17 protein-coding genes and 1 pseudogene are annotated in these 20,964 nt (G+C 60.2%); 5 read left to right on the top strand and 13 right to left on the bottom strand.

The genetic code is table 11. The annotated features are described in order from the left end of the window. Positions 1–35: 35 nt before the first annotated feature. Genes HV782_RS25820 through HV782_RS25800 form a run of 5 tightly spaced genes read left to right on the top strand, consistent with a single transcriptional unit; the run spans position 36 to position 9,391 of the window. A complete protein-coding gene (locus HV782_RS25820) occupies positions 36–1,748 on the top strand; it encodes a DUF2138 domain-containing protein (RefSeq protein ID WP_186746115.1) in 1,713 nt (570 codons plus the stop codon). Beyond that, positions 1,733–2,383 (top strand): DUF1175 domain-containing protein, encoded by a 651-nt coding sequence (locus HV782_RS25815; protein ID WP_158834261.1) that lies wholly within the window; start codon positions 1,733–1,735, stop codon positions 2,381–2,383. The genes HV782_RS25820 and HV782_RS25815 overlap by 16 nt, the downstream gene beginning before the upstream one ends. Next, positions 2,380–6,954, top strand: coding sequence for an alpha-2-macroglobulin family protein (locus HV782_RS25810; protein WP_186746116.1), 4,575 nt, complete (start codon positions 2,380–2,382; stop codon positions 6,952–6,954). Before HV782_RS25815 ends, HV782_RS25810 begins: the two co-directional genes overlap by 4 nt. 1 nt (position 6,955) lies before the next feature. Next, a complete protein-coding gene (locus tag HV782_RS25805; protein ID WP_186746117.1) occupies positions 6,956–8,575 on the top strand; it encodes a DUF2300 domain-containing protein in 1,620 nt (539 codons plus the stop codon). Between the two features lie 3 nt (positions 8,576–8,578). Continuing rightward, a complete protein-coding gene (locus tag HV782_RS25800; RefSeq protein ID WP_186746118.1) occupies positions 8,579–9,391 on the top strand; it encodes a YfaP family protein in 813 nt (270 codons plus the stop codon). Positions 9,392–9,434: 43 nt separating this feature from the next. Here HV782_RS25800 and darG read toward each other — a convergent pair whose 3' ends face one another. The 13 genes and pseudogenes from darG to eat form a co-directional block, all read right to left on the bottom strand. Next, positions 9,435–10,520: a type II toxin-antitoxin system antitoxin DNA ADP-ribosyl glycohydrolase DarG gene (gene darG / locus HV782_RS25795; protein ID WP_186746119.1), complete on the bottom strand. Its 1,086-nt coding sequence runs from the start codon at positions 10,518–10,520 to the stop codon at positions 9,435–9,437. Next, positions 10,517–10,603 (bottom strand): annotated as a pseudogene (locus HV782_RS28690) (type II toxin-antitoxin system toxin DNA ADP-ribosyl transferase DarT); the annotation flags it as partial. The gene darG and the pseudogene HV782_RS28690, both read right to left, overlap by 4 nt. Positions 10,604–10,977: 374 nt before the next feature. Continuing rightward, positions 10,978–11,685, bottom strand: a complete 708-nt coding sequence (locus HV782_RS25790) for a DUF4225 domain-containing protein (RefSeq protein ID WP_128614177.1) — start codon at positions 11,683–11,685, stop codon at positions 10,978–10,980. Next, complete coding sequence (locus HV782_RS25785) at positions 11,682–12,179, bottom strand: Hcp family type VI secretion system effector (RefSeq protein WP_186746120.1); 498 nt, start codon at positions 12,177–12,179, stop codon at positions 11,682–11,684. The genes HV782_RS25790 and HV782_RS25785 overlap by 4 nt, the downstream gene beginning before the upstream one ends. An 82-nt stretch (positions 12,180–12,261) precedes the next feature. Further along, on the bottom strand, positions 12,262–12,549 hold the full coding sequence (locus HV782_RS25780; RefSeq protein ID WP_128614175.1) for a winged helix-turn-helix domain-containing protein: 288 nt from the start codon (positions 12,547–12,549) through the stop codon (positions 12,262–12,264). 488 nt (positions 12,550–13,037) lie between these two features. Beyond that, entirely contained in the window at positions 13,038–13,784 is a 747-nt protein-coding gene (locus tag HV782_RS25775) for a S24 family peptidase (RefSeq protein ID WP_123463785.1), read from the bottom strand. 222 nt (positions 13,785–14,006) lie between these two features. Continuing rightward, positions 14,007–14,534 (bottom strand): inorganic diphosphatase, encoded by a 528-nt coding sequence (gene ppa, locus HV782_RS25770; protein WP_095188472.1) that lies wholly within the window; start codon positions 14,532–14,534, stop codon positions 14,007–14,009. Between the two features lie 112 nt (positions 14,535–14,646). Continuing rightward, positions 14,647–15,459 carry a M90 family metallopeptidase gene (locus HV782_RS25765; protein WP_128614174.1) on the bottom strand — a complete coding sequence of 271 codons (813 nt, stop codon included), beginning with the start codon at positions 15,457–15,459 and terminating at the stop codon, positions 14,647–14,649. A gap of 3 nt (positions 15,460–15,462) precedes the next feature. After that, positions 15,463–16,113 (bottom strand): DedA family protein, encoded by a 651-nt coding sequence (locus tag HV782_RS25760; protein ID WP_123463789.1) that lies wholly within the window; start codon positions 16,111–16,113, stop codon positions 15,463–15,465. 341 nt (positions 16,114–16,454) lie between these two features. Next, on the bottom strand, positions 16,455–16,916 hold the full coding sequence (locus tag HV782_RS25755) for a GNAT family N-acetyltransferase (protein WP_003228592.1): 462 nt from the start codon (positions 16,914–16,916) through the stop codon (positions 16,455–16,457). Positions 16,917–17,030: 114 nt separating this feature from the next. Beyond that, complete coding sequence (eutC, locus tag HV782_RS25750; protein WP_128614172.1) at positions 17,031–17,855, bottom strand: ethanolamine ammonia-lyase subunit EutC; 825 nt, start codon at positions 17,853–17,855, stop codon at positions 17,031–17,033. Between the two features lie 5 nt (positions 17,856–17,860). Continuing rightward, a complete protein-coding gene (locus tag HV782_RS25745; RefSeq protein ID WP_186746121.1) occupies positions 17,861–19,255 on the bottom strand; it encodes an ethanolamine ammonia-lyase subunit EutB in 1,395 nt (464 codons plus the stop codon). A gap of 184 nt (positions 19,256–19,439) precedes the next feature. Continuing rightward, entirely contained in the window at positions 19,440–20,810 is a 1,371-nt protein-coding gene (eat, locus tag HV782_RS25740; protein ID WP_128614171.1) for an ethanolamine permease, read from the bottom strand. Between the last annotated feature and the right edge of the window lie 154 nt (positions 20,811–20,964).

The following is a 20,964-nucleotide window of genomic DNA, read 5'->3' as shown; positions in this document are numbered from 1 at the left end:
TCCCGCACCACGGATGAACTTCGGGTTTTGTGAACATGAGTGATAACGCTGCTTCTCCGGCCGTCCCGACACCTGCCGGCCAACCTTCCCGGCGCTGGCCGGCGCTGCTGATCGGCCTGGCCCTGGTGGCCGGCGCGGCCGGTGGGCTCGGCTGGCTGCTGCACAAACCCAAGTTGCCGCCCGCTGCACTGGCCAGCGACAAACTCGGCCTGAGCCGCCCCGATGCGCTGCTGGAAACCCGCTCCCTGAGCCAGTTGCCCAAGGACCTGCTGACGGTGCCGTTCCTCAAGGCCACGCTCACCGAGGATTTCGTCTTCTATTACGAAACTCACGCTGACCGCCTCGGCCTGATCGGCAGTCTGCGCCGGATCATCTACGAGCATGATCTGAAACTGCAGGACAGCCTGATCGAACAGCTTTTCGATCAACCGGCCGATGTGGCGCTGTGGCGTGGTGCTGATGGCCGGCTCAAGGATTTCCTGCTGGTAATGGATCGTGGCGGGCTGGCAAAACTGCTGGAGCCGCTGGCGAAAGTTGCGCTGGATGACACGCAGCTCAGTCAGATGGGCGAACTCAAGGTCGGTGGCGATACGGTGCCGCTGTACCAACTGACCTACAACGCCAGCAAAGCCCTGCTGTTCGCTTCCCACGGCGACAAACTGGTGGTGGTGTCCAACCCGGCCAAGTACTACGACCCGCAAAGCGGTGCGTCTGAAGAATCGGGCCACGTCTCGCCACAAGCGCTGGCGGCGCTGCTCAATGGCGAAAAACTGTTCCCTGAAGCGTTCGGTCTGCCGGCGAAAACCCCGGAAACCAAACAGCGTCTGTCGGTCAACGCCAGCGTCCTTGCCATGGGCTATCAGCGCTTTATTCCGAACTTCGCCGGCCTGCGTTTCGACATGGACGACAAGGGCTGGCACAGCTACCTCGCCATGGATGAGCTGGATAACCAGCCGGACTTCGATTTCAAACCGGTGTGGCAAGCCATGCCGCTCGGTGCCAGTGCCTGCGTGACCCTGCCGGTGGCCGCCGAACCGCAGAAACCATTGCTGGTGAAACTGGGCGCCGAAGAGGCCGTGGCGCAGACCCTTACCGAGCACGTGGCCGGCGCGGCGGGCCTGTGCTGGTACGCCGATTCGCGGCTGTACACACCTTTGCTGGTGGCGAGCCTGAAGGACGAAGACAGCAGCAAGCTTGATGGCGATCTCGGCAAGTTGTTCGGCTCGATGGTCGGCGCTTTCGAACCCAACGTTGCAGAAAGCGTGTTCCCGGTGGTCGAGAAGCAGGAAGGCCAGAACCACGTCTGGCAGCGCCAGGTCAGCTCGAACTTCGGCCCTTACGCGGCAAAAACTGCCGAAAACCCGGACGCGATCAGCGGCCGCGCCTTCATGAAAGTCAGCCTCGCCCGTCATGGTTCGACGCTGCTGTTTTCCCTCGACGACAAACTGGTCGACAAGGCCCTCGGCACCCTCGACAAGCGCTTCCCGCCGATGGCCGACGTGCTGCCCAAAGACGTGCTGATGCCGATCTACTTCGGCCCGGACTCGATGGCGCAACTGATGCAACACGAAACCCTCGACAGCCTGCCGCAGGACATGGAGCCGGTGTTCTACAACGCCGCGCAAACCTACCTGATCCCGAAACTGCGCACCCTCGGCGGCTACGGCAAATACGCCCTGACCCTGCCGCAAGGCAGCGAGCCTGACGGCCACTGGCAATGGCTGCCGCTGGAATGGAAAGCGCTGTGACGGCATTGATCCGCAGCCTCGGCCTGCTCGCGCTGTTGCTCAGTGCGGGCGCTCGTGCCATCGAAGCGCCGGCGCTCGATCCGGCGCAATCACAGGTGTTCCGCGCCTGGTTCGTGCGCATCGCTCAGGAGCAACTGAGTCAGGGCCCGAGCCCGCGCTGGTATCAGCAGGACTGCGCCGGACTGGTGCGTTTCGCCGCCAACGAAGCGCTGAAAGTCCATGACGACAAGTGGCTGCGCAGCAACGGCCTGTCCAATCGCTACCTGCCGCCGGAGCTGTCGCTGAGCGATGAGCAGCGCAAGCTCGCCCAGCAATGGCAGCAGGGCGGCGGCAAGGTCGGGCCGTACGTCAACGCGATCAAACTGATTCAGTTCAACAGCCATCTGGTCAGCCGCGACGTGTCTCAGGCGCGCCCCGGCGACCTGATGTTTTTCGATCAGGGCGACGACCAGCACCTGATGATCTGGATGGGCCGCTACATCGCCTATCACACCGGCACGACCACCCCCACTGACAACGGCATGCGTTCGGCAAGCCTGCAGCAACTCATGACATGGAAGGACACCCGATGGATACCCGACGCAGCCAACCCCAACTTCATCGGCGTCTATCGACTGAACTTTCTCTCCCAATGACCGGTGCCCGCATGTTGCGACTCTGCGCTCGAATTCCCCTGCTGCTGGCGCTGTTGCTGCCATTGGCGACCGTCAACGCTGAAGATTCGGTGGAGCCGAGCGGCTACACGCCGGTCTCCGGTGAAAGCTTCTTCCTGCTCGCCGACAGCAGTTTCGCGGCGGACGAACAGGCGATGGTGCGCCTCGAAGCACCGGGCCGCGACTATCGCCGCTTCCGCATGGAGCCTTATGGCGGCGCCGACATTCGCGTGTACCGCATCGACAAGCCGCTGGACTTCCTCAAGCGCCAGAAGAATCTGCACCGTGTGGTCAGCGACGGCCAGTTCAAGGGCGAAGGCCTGTCCAACACCCTCGCGTACCTGTGGGACAACTGGTACCGCAAATCCCGCCGGGTGATGCAGCGCGCGTTCTCCTACGAGTCGCGCAAGCAAGTCACCGAGGAAGTGCCGGAACTGAAGATGGGCAACGCCATGGTCGCGCCGACGCCTTACGACGCGCAGCCGCAATTCGCCTTGATTCCGGGTTTGCCGGTAGTCAGCCAGTTCCGCTATCCGCTGTGGCAGGCCAAGCCGATCCAGCCGCCGGCCGGGGTCAATCTGGCCGGCTCGTCCAGCGACTTCGTCAGCGTCGCACCGGGTAACGTCTACATCCCGTTGGGCCAGTTGAAGCCGGGCCTGTATCTGGTTGAAGCGCTGATCGGCAAGTACCGCGCGACCACCATGGTCTTCGTTTCCAACACCGTGGCGGTGAGCAAGATTGCCGGTGATGAATTGCTGGTCTGGGCCGCGCGCAAACACGAAGGCAGTTCGGTGCCGAAGGTCAACGTGCTGTGGACCGACGGCCTCGGTGTGATGAGCAGCGGCGCCACCGATGCCGATGGTTTGTTGCGCCTGAAACACGTCAGCCCCGAGCGTTCGTTCGTGATCGGCGAAGACGAAGAGGGCGGAGTGTTCGTCTCCGAGAACTTCTATTACGACAGCGAAATCTACGACACCAAACTCTATGCCTTCACCGACCGGCCGCTGTATCGCCCGGGAGACTGGGTGTCGCTGAAAATCGTTGGTCGCGAGTTCAAGAATGCGCGGGATTCGGTGTTGCCTGGCGCGGCGGATGTCACCGTCAGCGTGCTCGACGCTACTGGCACCGAGCTGCAGCACCTCGACCTGAAACTCGATTCCAAGGCCGGCACCCAAGGCCGTTTCCAGCTGCCGGACAACGCCGTGGCCGGTGGTTACGAGATCCGTTTCAACTATAAGGATCAGGCTTACAGCAGTGCTTTCCGTGTCGCCGAGTACATCAAGCCGCACTTCGAGATTTCGCTGAACCTGGCCAAACAGGATTACCGCACCGGCGAGCCGGTCAAAGGCAGCCTGGTGCTGCTCTACCCGGACGGCAAACCGGTGGCCAACGCCAAACTGACCCTGAGCCTGCGTGCCCAGCAATTGTCGATGGTCGATAACGAGCTGCAATACCTCGGGCAATTCCCGGTGGAACTGACCAGCACTGAACTGACCACCGACAGCAAGGGCAATGCGACCCTCGACTTGCCGGCCGCCGACAAACCGAGCCGCTACATGCTTACCGTATTCGCCAGCGATGGTGCGGCGTATCGGGTCAAGACCACCAAGGAAATCCTCATTGATCGTGGCGCCGCGAGCTTCCGTTTGAACGCGCCGCAACGTTTCAGCGCGGTCAACGACAAAGTCGCGTTCAGCTACGCCAACGAGGGCGGCAGCGAGCAGAGCAAAGCAGTGACCCCGAGCAGTTACGGCTGGGTGCGTCTGGAAGACCAGAGCACCGGTGAAGGCAAACTGGCGGCGACGGACAAGGGCTTCAGCATCACCTTCGAACGTCCGGGCACTTACAACCTGACGCTGAAAGATCAGCACGGTCGCGTCCTCGGCGCCACCGGCCATTCGGTCACGGGTGAGGGCGTCAAAGCGGTGCCGGGCACTGTGGAAATCGTCCTCGACAAGCCCGAGTACAAGGCCGGCGATGAAGCGCTGGCGCTGATCACGTTCCCGGAGCCGGTCAGCGATGCACTGCTGTCGCTGGAGCGCGACAAGGTCGAAGCCACCGCGCTGCTGGCCAAGGGCGGCGACTGGCTGAAGCTGGAAAAACTCAGTGACACCCAATACCGCGCACGCATTCCGGTGAAGGACAACTTCGCGCCGAACCTGACCTTCTCGGTGCTGTACACCAAGGGCGGTCAGTACAGCTTCCAGAACGCCGGGATCAAGGTGGTCGCGCCGCAAATCGACGTGGCAATCAGCACCGACAAGGCGGTGTATCAGCCGGGCGAAACCGTCACCGTCGACCTGACCACCCAGTTCGCCGGCAAAGCGGTGCCGGCGCACCTGACCGTCAGCGTGGTCGATGAAATGGTCTATGCGCTGCAACCGGAAGTCGCGCCGACCATTGACCAGTTCTTCTATCACCCGCGTCGCAACAACGTGCGCACCAGCGCCAGCCTGTCGTTCATCAGTTACGACGTCGCGTTGCCGGGCAGCCCTGGCGCGCCGGGCAAGGCCAACCGCAGTGAACGCGGAGTGAAAGTGTTGGAGCGTCCGCGTCGTGAAGACGTCGACACCGCCGCCTGGCAGCCAGAGTTGCTCACCGGTGCTGACGGCAAAACCCGTTTCACCTTCAAGATGCCGGACTCACTGACTCGCTGGCGCATCACCGCGCGGGCCATTGCCGATGACGGTCAGGTCGGGCAGAAGAAGCAGTTCGTCCGTTCGGAAAAACCGCTGTACCTGAAGTGGAGCGGGCCGAGCACATTCCGTAAGGGCGATCAGCCGCAACTCGGCGTATTCGCCTTCAGTCAGGCCGAGAAACCGGTCAAGGCTGAGCTGGTCACCCATTACGCCGGCGCCGAACAACGCCTGCCGGTAACTCTGAACAACGGCATCAACTATCTGCCGCTGCCGGCGTTCGCCCTGGCCGCGGGGGAGTTGACTGCCGAACTGGTGCAGGACGGCAAAACCGCTGACGCTTTGGCCGTGCGCCTGAGCGCCACCGGTGATGGCTGGCAAGTCACGCAAACCCAAAGCCTCGACGTCGCCAGCGGCGATACCCCGCTGAGCCTGCCAGCCGACGCCACCGACATTCGCCTGCGTCTGGATGACAGTCCGCAAGCGTTGTTCCGTTCCGCCCTTGATGATCTGCTGAGCTACCCGTACGGCGGCGTTGAGCAGACCGCCAGCCGTTTGCTGCCGCTGAGCATTGCTTATCCATCGCTGGCGTCGAGCCCGCAGATCCGTGATCGCTTGCGTCTGATCATGCAGAACAGCCGGCTGCGTCTGGTGCAAATGGCCGGGCCGTCGGCGAGCTTCACCTGGTGGGGTTATGACGGCGAGCCGGATGCGTTCCTTACTGCCTATGCCTACTACGCCGACTGGAACGCCAGTCAGGTGCTGGAGCTGACCCTGCCGCCGGAGCACTGGCAGCGCGTGCTGGAGGTGTACGCCAAGCAAGCGCCGAACACGCCATTGCTGCAACGGGCGCTGATTCTGTCGTTTGCCAAGCAGATGCATTTGCCGGTGAACACCTTGCTCAGCGGTCTGATGGAGGATCTGGCCAAGGCCGGTGAGGGCAACGCCGAAACCCTGATGGGCGCTGGCGAAGACAGCCTGGTGATGAGCGACCCGGACTCGGCGCTCGGTCTGGCGGCGGCGCGGGTGTTGACCGCGTCGCTGGCGACCCAGGCGAAAGTGGCGCTGCCGGAGGCGTTCAATCGTCAGGTCGGTGCGGCGCAACAGCGTCTGGCGGTCAGTTCGCAGCCGTTTGCCGAAGCGCTGAACCTGTCACTGCAGCCGTTCGATCAGGCGCGGGCGACGGCGTTGTTGCAACGTCTGCTGCCACAACAATCGACCCTCGAACGCGCCCTGGCGCTGAGCTGGTTGCAACGCAGCATCACCCAGGCTTCGCCGACCATCGCACTGACGCCGGGTGAAGGCTGGAAGAAAAACTACGGTGCAACCGGTGAGATGTTCTGGACGTGGCAGGGTGCGACACCGGTGCCGAGCGTGTTGACGGTGTCCGGTACGCAAGAGCGTCCGCTGCGCGCGGCGCTGAGTTTCCAGACCCGGCAACCGGCGGTCGATCCAATGGCCGTGACCATCACCCGGCGCCTGTCGCGACTGGTGCCGGGCGACGAAGCGTTCACCTTCAAGCTGGAGCCGGTCGGCACTAAACCGCTGTCCAGCGACAGCCTGTACCTGGACGAAGTAATCCTCACCAGCAAAGCACCCAAACCGCTGCGCTACGGCATGCTCGAAGTACCGCTGCCACCCGGCGCCGATGTCGAGCGCACGACGTGGGGTATCAAGTTGCAGGGCAAGGACGGCACCGAGCCGACCGCGCTGGAGAAGGCGCGCTTCGAGCCGGGGCAACTGGCCTACGCGGTGCCGGTCGATGCGCTGAGCGGCGAGTTGCGTCTGCGCCATCTGGTGCGTTTCTCACAGAAGGGCCAGTTCAACCTGCCGCCGGTGCGTTTCACTCAGGTCTACGCGCCGCAGCATCAGGCCCAGGAAGCGAAAGCCGCCCTCGGTCAGGTCACGGTCAACTGACATGAACCGGCCGCTGCTGTGGCTGCTGATGTGTGTGATACCTGCGCTGGCGACGGCGCAGGATGAGCCGTTGCGCGTGGCCTATAAGGGCGAGTTGTTGTCGTTGAATCACACGCAACTGATCGCCCGCGAGCCCTTGCCGGCGACGCTGGATACACCGCTGGGCAGCCTGTGGAAATTGTTCGTCTATGCATGGCTGGTGGATACCGGTGTGCGCGAGCCCGCGTATGAATGTCGCGGGCAGTCGAAGGAAGAGGTTTATTGCTGCTCGGCGGGCGGCAAGATCGAACGTGATCAGGCGTTGGTGAAATCCTGCGGGTTGTACTTTGAGCCGGCGCGGCTGGGCATCGCTTCTGCCGATTGGCGCACGTATTGGCAGGCGCGGCAGGCGCCGTCGTGGTTGCTCGACTTACCGTCGGTGCAACCGGCTACGCGGGTTTCCGTGGCTGAGTTGCTGAAGGTGTTGGCGGTGCTGCCGGCGCAGGATCAGATGCGCCGCGTATTACTCGACGTGGTACTGAACGCGGCGGACGGCAATGTCGTCGGTGAGCTGGGCGGGCGCTTGCGGGTGAAGACCTGGAGCTGGCTCGGCGATCAGGACCCGCAGTCGCGCCAGGGTGGTTTCGCCGGTTGGACGGCGGACGGTGCGCCGGTCTGGGCTGGCGGGCGCGGCACCAGTCAGATGGTTCTGCGACAGTACGGTCAGGCATTGTCGACGGTGTTGCCAGCGGCATGGCCGGTGGAGGCTGGGCGTTGTGTCGAAGTCGGTCTGTTCTCGCGTTATCCGCTGGCGCGGGTCTTGGCGGGCGAGCGGGTGGTGACGTCCGGCCCGTTGCAAGGCGACTACCGCGTCGAATTCGCCAATGGCAATGCGCTGGATATCCACAGCGCCGGTGAACTGTTTCTGCTCAACGACAAACTGGTCGCCCGGCTCGATCGCGAAGAATACGTCGCCCGCGTCCTTGAGCGCGAAGCCAAACCGGAACCTGCAGAAGCGGCCAAGGCGCTGGCCGTGGCGATCCGCACGTATCTGCTGCAAAACGCCACGCGCAACGGCGATTGCCTGAGCATCGACGACAGCAGCAACCGCCAGCGCGTCGCCCCGCGTCCAGCTTCGGCCGAGTCACGCAACATCGCGGCGTGGACGGCGGATCTGGTACTGGCCGGCAGCACCGTCACCTATCACTCCGATCAACCCGGCCCGGACAAGCTCGCCTGGCAACAAGCCGTCGAACAAGCCAACGCCGGTCAGCGCTACGACGCCATTTTGCTGCACGCCTATCCACGCGCCAGCCTCAGTCGTTGGGACAACCCGGTCGCTTCCTGCGAAGCACTGCCCGCCGCGCAGGACTGGCTGCAAAAGCAGCGTCGCGGCTGGCGTCCGACGCTGGAAAGCGAAACCGGCTACAACGAAGTCAGCACCTTCGCCGTGTGCAAACTGGCGTTTGGCCGCCCGTTTGTCGATCGCGAGCGCCAGCGCATTTACGTGCGCGGCGTGCTGACGTTGCAGGATCGCCTCGACCTGACGCACGAATACCTGCACCTGGCCTTTGAAGCACATCCCAATGGCCAGGATGAAACCTACATCGAAGGGCTCGCCCGTCACCTCTTGCTGGAATAGACCATGACACTCCGTTATCCACAGGTCTTGCTGTTGCTCTGCACGTTGACCGCGTTATCGCCGGTGATGGCTGCCGACGGCGTCAAACTCGACACCCCGATCGGTGGCTGGCGCAGTGGCGCCCCCGAAGGCGAGGGCGAAAGCTTCCGCCAAACCGTCAACTACCCGGCCTCGTCGGTCAACACCCCGCTCGGCCAGGCCAACACCGCCCGCATCAGCGGCCAGATCAAGGCCACGCCAAAGAACAACGAACCCGGTCGCCTAATCGTCAACGGCGTCAGCATGCCGCTGAAAATCGACGACAGCGGCCGCTTCGACCGCCCCTTTTCCTTCCCCAACGGCAGCAACAGCGTCGAAGTGCGCAGCCCCGACGGCCAGCAACGCCACCGCACCCAGTTCCTCAACACCAGCGGCGGCGCCACCCCGGCGAAACTGCGCGTATTGCTGTCGTGGGACAGTGACGGCACCGACCTTGACCTGCACCTCGTCACCCCGGATGGCGCGCACATCTGGTACGGCGACCGCACCGCCGCCAACGGCGCAGCGCTCGACGTCGACGTCACCACCGGCTACGGCCCGGAAATCTTCGCCATGCCGGCGCCGATCAAGGGGCAGTATCTGGTGTATGTGAATTATTTCGGCGGTGGCTATCGCGGGGATGATGAGGGTGGAGAAGAGGCGGCGCAGGCGTTGACCACGGCGCAGGTGACGGTGATTACCGAGGAAGGCACGCCGAGCGAGAAGATGGAGACGTTTGTGGTGCCGATGCGGGCGGTGGGGGAGTTGACGTTGGTGAAGTCGTTCAGTTATCCGTGAGGGTGATTGGGCAGCAGGTGGCTGCCCAATTCCTTTCATTTGCTCAGGTCGCTAGTTCAGGTCGAAAACTGCTCGAAGTCAGGCGCCTGAGTGCAATATCAAGTGCCTGATCATCGAACAGTTTGCTCTTGCGAGCCGCAGCGCCGGCCCCACCGTCCCACTGCTTCAATGCTTCGCGCACCGCAGGGACGGTCGCTGATACCCCTTCTTGGCTCAACAGCCAATCCACCGTTGCCAATAACTCCATGCCGAATGGCGATTCAAAACCATCAATCAGTTGGGCCGTGCGCTCCAAGGCTTGCGAGTATTCCTTGGCCTCGGTCTTGAGATACGTCTGCAAAAACGCTTTGCGCTCTTGATCAAACCAGATTACATCGCCAATGCCAGCGTCACTGATGCGTTTGTCACAGTGCAGATAACTGCCATCGAGGTTATCGAGCAGATGTTCCAGCCGGTTGGCGTATGGCCGATATTTGTGCGCGACAAACTTCAGATTCAGAGGGTTCTCGGTATCCGGCAACTGCTCGATTGCGCGCTCAAGAAACCAGGCCAGTTTCTGAATCTCGAGCAGGCTGCATTCCATGCCCAGAACCCAATAGCGCCGCATCAGTTCGGCAATCAGCGCGCGTGCCGGAGTGAGTTGCTCGACTCCGTTGCGTTTAGCGACATTCAGGTATTGATCGGAGGGTTCGAACACCAATACATCCACATCCAGATCGTCCAGTACCTCAACAATTTGCTCACGCACTTCAGGCCACTTCAACCCACCATTACCCGCACCTAGCGGCGGGACGGCGACGGATTTCACATCGTTTTCTATCAAGAAACGACGCAGATCATGCAGTCCCTCGGTTATCCACGCCATTTGCGACGGAGAGCGCCAATGACGTTTTGTAGGGAAGTTCACGATCCAGCGTGGGCCATCGAGTTCATTGGTGGCAGTCACGTGCATCTTGCCGGTTTCCACTTCACCAGCCTTGCACGCGGCTGCATACAGTCGGTAATTCTGCGCAAAGCGTTCTTTGAACATCAACGCGATGCCTTTACCCATCACACCCACGGTGTTCACCGTGTTGACGAGGGCTTTGGTCTTCGCTTCCAACAGGTTGCCTTGGGTGAATCTGATCATTGGAAATACCATTTGGGGGGCGCATGGACAGGTAAAGTCAAGCCTCTGGCGGCGACGTCTTGTTCTATGCGTGCTCTGGGGGCGATATCGTGTGTCGTTTAGAAACGTCAGAGCGGATCCGGGTTTACGGTGAACTGAAACCTGTGGCACAGTCAGAATCCGGAAAAGTGGTACGTAGCGTCACGGTATCTGGCACTCACAGAAACTAACCGGTTATATAGAGCATTTTAAAAGGAAGTTAACTTATGAAAGTTGAAAGCCTTCGCTACTATTTGGCTCTGATTTTTTTGGTTCTTGGGTGCTCAATTCCTGTCACGGGAATCGCAGTTTGGGTTGTGACTGAGATAATGCAAGTTGCAGTCAGTCATCTAAATGTATTGTATATTGCTGTTTATATTGTCGTGGCTTGTATTGGATTTTATGTATATGGTAAAAGGCTTCGGAGCATTATATAGAACTAGTTCTGGTTGTTGTCTTGAGTCTTTTTTAAGTATTCCGAGTGTAGTGAGTCAATTGTTAGTGCATCGATGAGCCCTTCGAAAAACATCGCCAGGCTACTCGTTTGTCTGTGTGCTTTTTCATAGTTGATTGAGTCGCGCACAAATAGCTGTGTGGTTTCGGATTTTCTCACTGAGCGCAACAAGCCGAAACCGGATAAAAGAAAGTCTGTAGTGTAGTAGGCCATATTGCCTCTATGCTCACCTCTAAAAATTGCTTGGTAGGCGGCCCTGGTTGGCCCGGTTATACTTTCGTCCTCAGGTCCATTGTGTATGTTCCCTATGCCTTCATATATATTGTTTACACCATGTCCCGCTATAAGCGTGCCAGGTATCACGGCTAGACCGCCAGAAGAGGCTGAAATAGCCACTCCAACCTCAACCTGCATAACACCTGCCGCCACTCCAATTCCGTTTCTTGCATAAAACCATGTCGTATGTATTAGCCCGTCATACTCTGCCCTCAGCTCCTGAACCCCATCCCACGCAGTAATTATGCCCTCGTTAACATCCCGGATTATTTCATTTACGTAGTTGGCAATAAATGAGCTGAATTGCACCTGAGCCAAGCTATCAGACAGGTATGTACCGCTAGCCGTACAGCCTAAGGACATCAGATCCGAGGCTGCTTTCGTAACATCGTGAATATCGCACTGTTGGTCACTCATACTGCGTTAGTCCACGTACTGTGTGAACTGGTGCCAGTCTGAACATGCGACCAGGTAATAGCGCGATAACGGATAGCGACGATTTCGTGGGGTTGACCGTCTGACATATGGATGGCATGGGGAACTTGAATGTTCATGTGCGCAATCTGTGCCCCGGACAGTCGTACTGTAAAGTATTTTTCCTGACTCCCTATTGGAGACGTTCGATAAAGATCAGCGACGCATTCGACTTCCTCACCGTCATGCAATGCGCTGGCAATGAGTGGCGAAAATTTATCAATGTTTTTTGTGATAACAATGGGCATGTGCTGCCCGCGACCGCCTGTTACCGTTCCATCGCTACCGGCAACCATGTTATGGGAGTAAGCCAGTACCATGATTTCATCAAAGTGACCAAGCTGACATTTGTTTTCGATAGAGTCCGGGATAGAACAGCCCGACGAGATCAAACCTTGCTTTTTTCCAGTAATCGACATGTATCCGTGATTAGCCATGTGCAACCCTCCTTTGATTGGCTAATTACTCTATTACTAACGCAAGCAGGTTGGCTGTAGGTCGTTTCCGAAATTTGCTCGATCAATAATCCTGCGGCTCATTTATTCCCTTCATACTCAGTCGCGGTGCCTCGTAGCCACCTTTGGCACTGCTCGAAAGGCCGGCACGTTTGAGTCGATCGTGTGCCCACCCTGATCGGTTTTTGTCGGTGGCCTGGCCACTGGCGATCAGTTCATCTCGCTGGGATTCGGTCAGTTGCAGCGTTTTGGCCGCTGTTTCGTGGGCATCCCGAGCGATAGCTCCCTCGGGTTTAGTAACGAGAAAACGCAGAATCGGTTCGATGAATTGGTCGTAGGTTGGAACGGACACGTGCGCATCTTGTGCTGGAGGTTTTTTACAGACTGGAGCGAGTATAAATTAACGCTCACTGAGGACGCCTTGGAGAGCGAGCGTTGAAGTCTTGAAAGCGTAAGGTGTCGTTTCTCGGCGCTTGCGCATGCGGATGCTGGCCGGAGTACTTTCCTGCAGGCATTAAAAAGCCGGCTTGTGGCCGGCTTCTCGGGGACTGGCTTGGCTTATTTTTGGTAAACCGTGCCAGCCTTCAAAACGTACACCCGGATCTGCGTCCGGCTGTGGGACTTGGTCAGACGTTGGTCTGCCGCGTCAGGCGTCATCTGGGCCGCGGGAGCGGGTCGATGCGCAAATGTGGGGCGCAGGATACTGAGTTTTGCTTGGGATTCCCAGCCTGAAGTGCGGGTTAGAGCGACCGCAGTCGAACAAATTCGAGATTTGTACCGATTATCAGGGCCTCATCGCGAGCAGGCTCACTCCTACAGTGGGCTTTGCAGGCAGTGAGATCAGAGAAACGGCACCACCGGCCGGCGTTTGCTCAGGGTCGACCACCAGAACACCCAGCCCAGTATGTGAATCCGTTGCTCTTCGATCTGTGCGGGGTGGAAGACTTCGTCCGGGTATTCGGCGCTGTTGTGGCTGCGCAGGCGCAGGCCGTTGCCGGGCATGCGGTGCAGGTATTTGATGCGCAGCATGCCGTCGTGTTCGATGGCGTAGATCTCGCCGTCAACCACTTGGGTCAGACCGCGGTCGATGGCGACGACGGAGCCGTCTTCGATGCGGTCGGCCATGCTGTTGCCGATCATGTGCGCGCAGATGGCGTCCGCGTGACGGATGTCCAGGTTGTCGAGGTGCGCACGCAGCAGGCGGATGGTCTGGTCCGGGTCCTGGATTACGTGGGTTTTGCCGGAACCGTTGGTGAGCGGGGTTTCCTTGAAGAAGGTCAGGTCGATGTCATTGGGGTCGACGACCGTGTAGACGCCGCGGATGGCGTGGGCATCGAAGGTGTCGCCGTTGCTGGCGGGCGGCGTCAGGCCAGGCGACTCCTTGGGGCCTTCGCCGGTTTTGAGCCATTCGCTGTTGACGGACAGCAGGCGTGAGACTTCTTCCATGCGATACGCCGGGACGCCCCGGGTGTACCAGTTGTGGACATTTTGGGCTTCCGTGCCCCAGAACTTTGCGAATCCCGTGGTGGTGATGTTCGCTGCTTCCAGGAGTGCCTTGAATCGTGGACCGCTAGTGTTCTTTCTCATAAACACGGAGTCTACGGCCGTGCCAGAGCGGTTTGAATAAACCGGTCGTTCAAAAACGGGCTGAATTTTGCGACGGGATGTAAGACGTTAATGTGGGAAATTAAACAAGTTAAAACCGTGCTGCTCGGGATTTAAACGAAACGTTTAAATGGATACTTTTCGCTTACAAAAAACCCCGGATCAACCGGGGTTTTCGTCAAGCATCACGCAGGGTGCAGGTGCTTAGCCTTTGTAGGCAGCAACCGACTTGGTGATCGCGTCGCGAGCGGCGTCAGCGCCAGCCCAGCCTTCGATCTTGACCCATTTGCCTTTTTCGAGATCTTTGTAGTTCGCGAAGAAGTGCTCGATCTGCTGGATCAGCAGTGGCGGCAGGTCGGTGTATTCCTTCACATCGACGTACAGCTGGGACAGCTTGTCGTGTGGGACTGCGATGACTTTGGCATCGCCGCCGCCGTCGTCGGTCATGTTCAGGACGCCGACTGGACGCGCGCGGATCACCGAGCCTGGTGCAACCGGGTAAGGGGTCACAACCAGCACGTCGAGGGGGTCACCGTCGTCAGCCAGGGTGTTCGGGATGAAACCGTAGTTGGCCGGGTAGAACATTGGGGTGGCCATGAAACGGTCAACGAACAGGCAATCGCTGTCTTTGTCGATTTCGTATTTGATCGGCGCGTGGTTGGCCGGGATCTCGATCGCGACGTAGATGTCGTTTGGCAGGTCTTTGCCAGCCGGAATCTTGCTATAGCTCATTGGGCGTTGCCCCCGTAGTTGACCAAAAACACTTGGCCGGATTGACCAAAAAGTGGCGGCGATTATAGGCATATTCTGCCGGCGACGCCATGTACCGAAAGTCGTTCAGACCTTAGTCGTGCGCCTGATAGACCGGGTCTGTGGCCTGAAGTTGCCGCAACCGGCTCAACGGATCCTGCCGGTAGAAAAGCTTCAGTTGCAAGTAGACCTGTGGATAAGCCTCATGAAGCAGATCCGGGGCACTGAAGAAGTATTCGCTGGTGACCGCGAAGAACTCGGCGGGGTTTTCGGCGGCGTACGGGTCGATGGCGGTTTCGGTGTCAGGATCGTGGTCGAGCTGGCGGTTGAGATCGTCGTAGGCGTGTTGCATGACCTCGGCCCAATCGCTGACGCGCATGTCGGCGTGCAGCGGCGGCAGGCCGTTGGCGTCGCCATTGAGCATGTCGAGCTTGTGCGCCAGTTCATGGATCACCAGGTTGTAGCCTTCCCAGCCACCACTGGCCATCACCCCGGGCCAGGCCAGGATGATCGGCCCCTGTTGCCAGGCTTCGCCGCTGTGTTCGCCATCCCACTCATGCTCGACGCCGCTGGCATCGCGATGACGTTGCGGGCTGAGGAAGTCGTCGGGATACAGAACGATCTCGTGAAATCCCTGATACCAGTTCAAGTCACCGAGATGCAGCAGCGGCAATTGTGCCTGGGCGGCGAGCAGCAGGCGTTGTTCCTGATGCAATTCGACGCCGGGCAGGGCGCTCAGGTGTTTGTCTTCGAGGAATAACACGCAGGCTTCACGCAGCCACTGATCTTCGGCGGCGCTGATACCGTCCAGAAAGCTCAGATGCTGGCGCACCCGTTGCCATAGCTCGTCGGCAATCGGGTGCCTGGCCAGAATGCGCCGGCGTCGCCAGGCGCTCAGTGACCACATGGCTCAGCGGATTTCGGCTTTGGCACCGCCGAAACGGCTGCGTACGACACCGATGATCATCGGTATCAGCGACAGCAGGATGATGCCCACGACCAGCAGCGACAGGTTCTTCTTGATGAACGGTACGTTGCCGAAGAAGTAGCCCAGGGTCACCAGACCGCCCACCCAGAGGATGGTGCCGAATACACTGAAGCCGAAGAAACGCGGGTAGGGCATTTTCCCCACGCCGGCGACGAACGGCGCGAACGTGCGGATGATCGGCAGGAAACGCGCCAGGGTCACGGTCTTGCCGCCGTGCTTGTCATAGAAGTCGTGGGTTTGTTTCAAGTAGTCGCGGCGGAAGATTTTCGAGTTCGGGTTGCTGAACAGCTTCTCGCCGGCCGTTCGTCCAATCACGTAGTTGGTGCTGTCGCCCAGAATCGCCGCCAGCATCAGCAGGCCGCCCAGCAGGACCGGATCCATGCCACCGCCCGCCGCGACGGCACCGGCGATGAACAACAGCGAGTCGCCCGGCAGGAACGGCGTGACCACCAGACCGGTTTCACAGAAGATCACGGCAAACAGAATCGCGTAGATCCACGGCCCGTAGTTGGTCACCAGCAAATCGAGGTAGACGTCGAGATGCAGGATAAGGTCGAGCGGGTTGAAATCCATGGGGCACCTGTGGTGATGGCCCGACTCTGCAGGCCTGTGCGGATGATTTGGGTGTAAGCCTACAGCGGGGTGTAGTTTTTCTTACAAGCCGGAAAGCTCGGGATTATACGGTCTGAGAGGTGAAAAGCGCGTTGGTTTTGTAGCGGGGGATGTCGGGGTGTGAACAATTGTCAGGCAGGCATGGATTGTGGCGAGGGAGCTTGCGCCCGCTGGGGGAGCAGCACTCCCGGGCTTTGATTTGCCCGACACGTTGAGTTGACTGAGACAGGGCTGCTTGGCAGCCCGGAGGGAGCAGGCTCCCTCGCCACAACATGCCTTCGATCAACGTGAGCGTCTGAGCCCTAGAGCTCGTCGCTGATCGGCAACACGTAGTTCTTGAACTCGGTGTCTTCCTTGAATCCGATGGATTCGTAGGTTTTCTGCGCCACTTCGTTGTTGCTGCTGGTGGAGACACGCATGCGCACGGCCTGGGTTTCCTTGGCCATTTTCTTTGCGGTGCGGATCAGGTTGTCGGCCACTAGCTGGCGGCGGGCATCTTCGGCGACATAGATGTCGTTAAGGATCCACACGCGCTTGAGCGACAGCGAAGAGAAACTCGGATAGAGCTGGCAGAAGCCCATCAGCTTCTTGTCATCATCGTCGGCCAGGGCCAGGTAAATCACCGACTCCTTGCGGCGCAGACGCTTTTCGAGGAACGCCCGGGAGGAATCCGGGTAAGGCAGGGAACCGTAGAACTCGCGATATTTGACGAACAACGGGGTCAACAAATCCAGATGTTCGAGGGTCGCTTGAATAATCCGCATGATAGGTCTCGTCTTCAAGTGGCTGTCTTCAACTGCTCTGACGGCGATGGGAAACCCTGCGGCCGTGCAGCGATCCTGCCTGAAAGCAGCGCAGAAAGGCAATGCGGAAACGGTTCAGGTTATGGGCGGGCTCAGTAGGAAATTTCCCTTCATGTCCGCACCTGTGTCCGACTCCAGCGTCTGCACCTGTGCTTCGTCCTTCAGGTTCACGCCCGACAGTTGTCGCCGACAGGCCTCGCGCATCAGATACAGCAAGCGATGCGCCGCCATGCCGTAACTCAAGCCTTCCAGCCGTACGTTGGAAATGCAGTTACGGTAGGCATCGGTCAGCCCGACCTTTGGATTGTAGGTGAAATATAACCCCAGGCTGTCCGGTGAACTGAGGCCGGGACGCTCTCCGATCAGCATCACGACCATTTTTGCCCCGAGCAACTGGCCGATTTCATCACCAACGGCAACCCGACCCTGTTCCACCAGCACCACGGGGGCTGCCGACCAGCCGTCGGCGCTCATCTGCTCCTCCAGTCGCGTCAGAAATGGCAGGGTATGCCGATGTACCGCCAGCGCCGACAGACCGTCCGCCACCACAATCACCAGATCGACGCCGCCCGGATGCGCTTGCGCATGGTCACGCAGGCGTTGCGCCGAGTCTTCGCTGAGCTTGCGCCCCAGATCCGGGCGTTGCAGGTAGCTGTTGCGATCCGTTGCCGCGCTATGCAGCAACAGGCTCTCGCGCCCGCGTTCGCTCAGTTGCGCGCTCAGCCCGGGATGATCGAACGGCAGATGCACCGCATCCCGCGCCTGGGCGTGGGCGAACTGGAAATCCAGTTGGGCGCTGGTCGGCAGGCTGGTGCCGGTGCGGCCGAGGGCGATACGCGCCGGGGTCAGGCGGCGCAGTTCCAGCCAGGGGTTTTGCGGGTCGACAGGCGGTTTTTCCATAACACTCATCCCAGTTGCGCCAGCGCCTGGCGGAAGGCCGGCGGCAGGTTGTTGCCAAAGCGGACCTTGCCGTCCGCCTGGGTGAAGATGCCCATGTTCGCCAGCCATTGCTCGAACTCCGGCGCCGGTTTCAGGCCCAGGGTCTGGCGCGCGTAGAGCGCGTCGTGAAACGAAGTGGTCTGGTAGTTGAGCATGATGTCGTCGGAGCCGGGGATGCCCATGATGAAGTTGATCCCGGCTACACCGAGCAACGTCAGCAGGGTGTCCATGTCATCCTGGTCGGCTTCGGCATGGTTGGTGTAGCAGATGTCGCAGCCCATCGGCACGCCGAGCAACTTGCCGCAGAAGTGGTCTTCGAGGCCGGCGCGGATGATTTGTTTGCCGTTGTAGAGGTATTCCGGGCCGATGAAGCCGACCACGGTGTTCACCAGAAACGGCTTGAAATGCCGCGCCACGGCGTAGGCCCGGGTTTCGCAGGTCTGCTGATCGACACCGTGATGGGCGTTGGCCGACAGCGCGCTGCCCTGACCGGTCTCGAAATACATCAGGTTCTGCCCGAGAGTGCCGCGATTGAGGCTCAGCCCCGCGTCATAACCTTCCTGCAAGACGTTGAGGTTGATGCCGAAACTGGCATTGGCCGCTTCGGTGCCGGCGATTGACTGGAACACCAGATCCAGCGGCACGCCACGGTTGATCGCCTCGATCGAGGTGGTGACGTGGGTCAGCACGCAAGCCTGGGTCGGGATGTCGTAGCGCTGGATGATCGCGTCGAGCATTTCCAGCATCGCGCAGATCGAGGCGATGCTGTCGGTGGCCGGGTTGATGCCGATCATCGCGTCGCCGTTGCCGTACAGCAGGCCGTCGAGAATGCTCGCGGCGATGCCGGATGGCTCGTCGGTCGGATGGTTGGGTTGCAGGCGGGTCGACAGGCGCCCGCGCAGGCCAAGGGTGCCGCGAAATCGGGTGACCACGCGGATCTTCTGCGCTACCAGCACCAGATCCTGCACGCGCATGATCTTCGACACGGCGGCGACCATTTCCGGGGTCAGGCCGGGGGCAAGACTGCGCAGGCTGGTTTCGTCGGCGGCATCGCTGAGCAGCCAGTCGCGAAAACCGCCGACGGTGAGGTGGCTGACCATCGCGAAGGCTTGCTTGTCGTGGGTGTCGATGATCAGCCGGGTGACTTCATCGGACTCGTAGGGGATCAGTGCTTCCTGCAGGAAATGCGTGAGCGGGATGTCGGCCAGCGCCATTTGCGCGGCCACGCGTTCGCCGTCATTGAGCGCGGCGACGCCGGCCAGGAAATCCCCGGAGCGCGCCGGGCTGGCCTTGGCCATGACGTCCTTGAGGCTGTCGAAGCGATAGGTCTGGGCGCCGACGGAATGGGCAAATGCGGCCATGGTGCGGTGTCCTCCAGTAATTACTGCAATCTGCTTTTGTGTAGGCCTTCGCCTGTTCGCGATGCAGGCAACTCGGTGCAACAGTCATACCGCGCTGATGCCATCGCGAGCAGGCGAAGGCCTGCAGGTATTGTGTGCACTTCTATAAAGCGGGCACCGGGCGACGAGCCCGGTGCCGGTGCAACTAGATACCTTCGAGCATAGCGTCTGCCGGGGCTTCGGCGCGTTGCTTGGCGGTCAGTTGGAAGTACAGATAGCCAGCGGCCATGAAGCCCAGGAACACACAGCCGATCAGCGTGTTGAACCACGCCATCGCCACCAGGCACACCACGGCCAGGAACAGCGCAATCGCCGGCACTACCGGATAGCCCGGGGCGCGGAAGGTGCGTTCCAGGTTCGGTTCGGTTTTGCGCAGTTTGAACAGGCTGAGCATGCTGATGATGTACATCACGATCGCGCCGAACACCGACATGGTGATCATCGCGGCGGTCAGGGTCATGCCCTGCAGATTGACCAGGCCATCGCTGTAGATCGCTGCAATGCCGATCACGCCGCCGGCCAGAATTGCCCGGTGCGGGGTCTGAAAGCGCGACAGCTTGGCCAGGCTTTTCGGCAGGTAACCGGCGCGGGCGAGGGCGAAGAACTGTCGCGAGTAGCCAAGGATGATCCCGTGGAAACTCGCCACCAGGCCGAACAGGCCGATCCATACCAGCATGTGCATCCACGAGGAATTGTTGCCGACCACCGCTTTCATCGCCTGTGGCAGCGGATCGTTGATGTTCGACAGCTGGCGCCAGTCGCCGACACCGCCGGCCATCACCATCACACCGATGGCGAGGAACACCAGGGTCAGAATGCCGCTGACGTAAGCCTTGGGAATTGTGCGTTTTGGGTCCTTGGCTTCCTCGGCCGCCATAGCCGCACCTTCGATGGCGAGGAAAAACCAGATCGCGAACGGGATCGCCGCGAAGATCCCGGGGATCGAGCCCAGGGTGAACTCGTTGGAACCCGACCAGCCGTTGAGTACGAAGTTGCTGAAGCTGAAGCCCGGCGCGACTACGCCCATGAACACCAGCAACTCGGCGACGGCCAGCACGGTGACCACCAGTTCAAAGGTTGCAGCGATGCTGACGCCGAGGATGTTCAGGGTCATGAACACAAAGTACGCGCCGACGGCGGCGATCTTCGGGTCAAGCTCCGGGTATTGCACATTGAGGTAGGCGCCAATGGCCATGGCAATGGCCGGTGGTGCAAAGACGAACTCGATCAGGGTGGCGATGCCGGCGATCAACCCGCCTTTCTCGCCGAATGCCCGACGGCTGTAGGCAAACGGCCCACCGGCGTGGGGAATCGCGGTGGTCAGTTCGGTGAAACTGAAGATGAAGCAGGTGTACATGGTCGCGACCATCAGCGCCGTGACCAGAAATCCGAGGGTGCCGGCGGTGCCCCAGCCGTAACTCCAGCCGAAGTATTCGCCGGAAATCACCAGGCCGACGGCAATGCCCCACAGATGCAGGGTGCCGAGTGTGGGTTTGAGCTGTGTGGTGGAAGTCATAAGTCCTCTCTGTTTTTTATTGTTTGATCTGTTGGACTTTCGGGTGCGGTGGTTGGGTGGATGGATGCTGTTCACGCAGCGGCCGTTTTCGTGCAAAACCTGAATGACGGGTACGCAAGGGCCGTGCCAGAGCGGCCAGGCCTTGTGTTGTGTC

This window comes from Pseudomonas monsensis (genome assembly GCF_014268495.2).
GTDB classification, from domain to species: domain Bacteria; phylum Pseudomonadota; class Gammaproteobacteria; order Pseudomonadales; family Pseudomonadaceae; genus Aquipseudomonas; species Aquipseudomonas monsensis.
The sequence above is the reverse complement of the archived record's forward strand: the minus strand, read 5'-3'. Positions and strand labels throughout refer to the sequence as shown.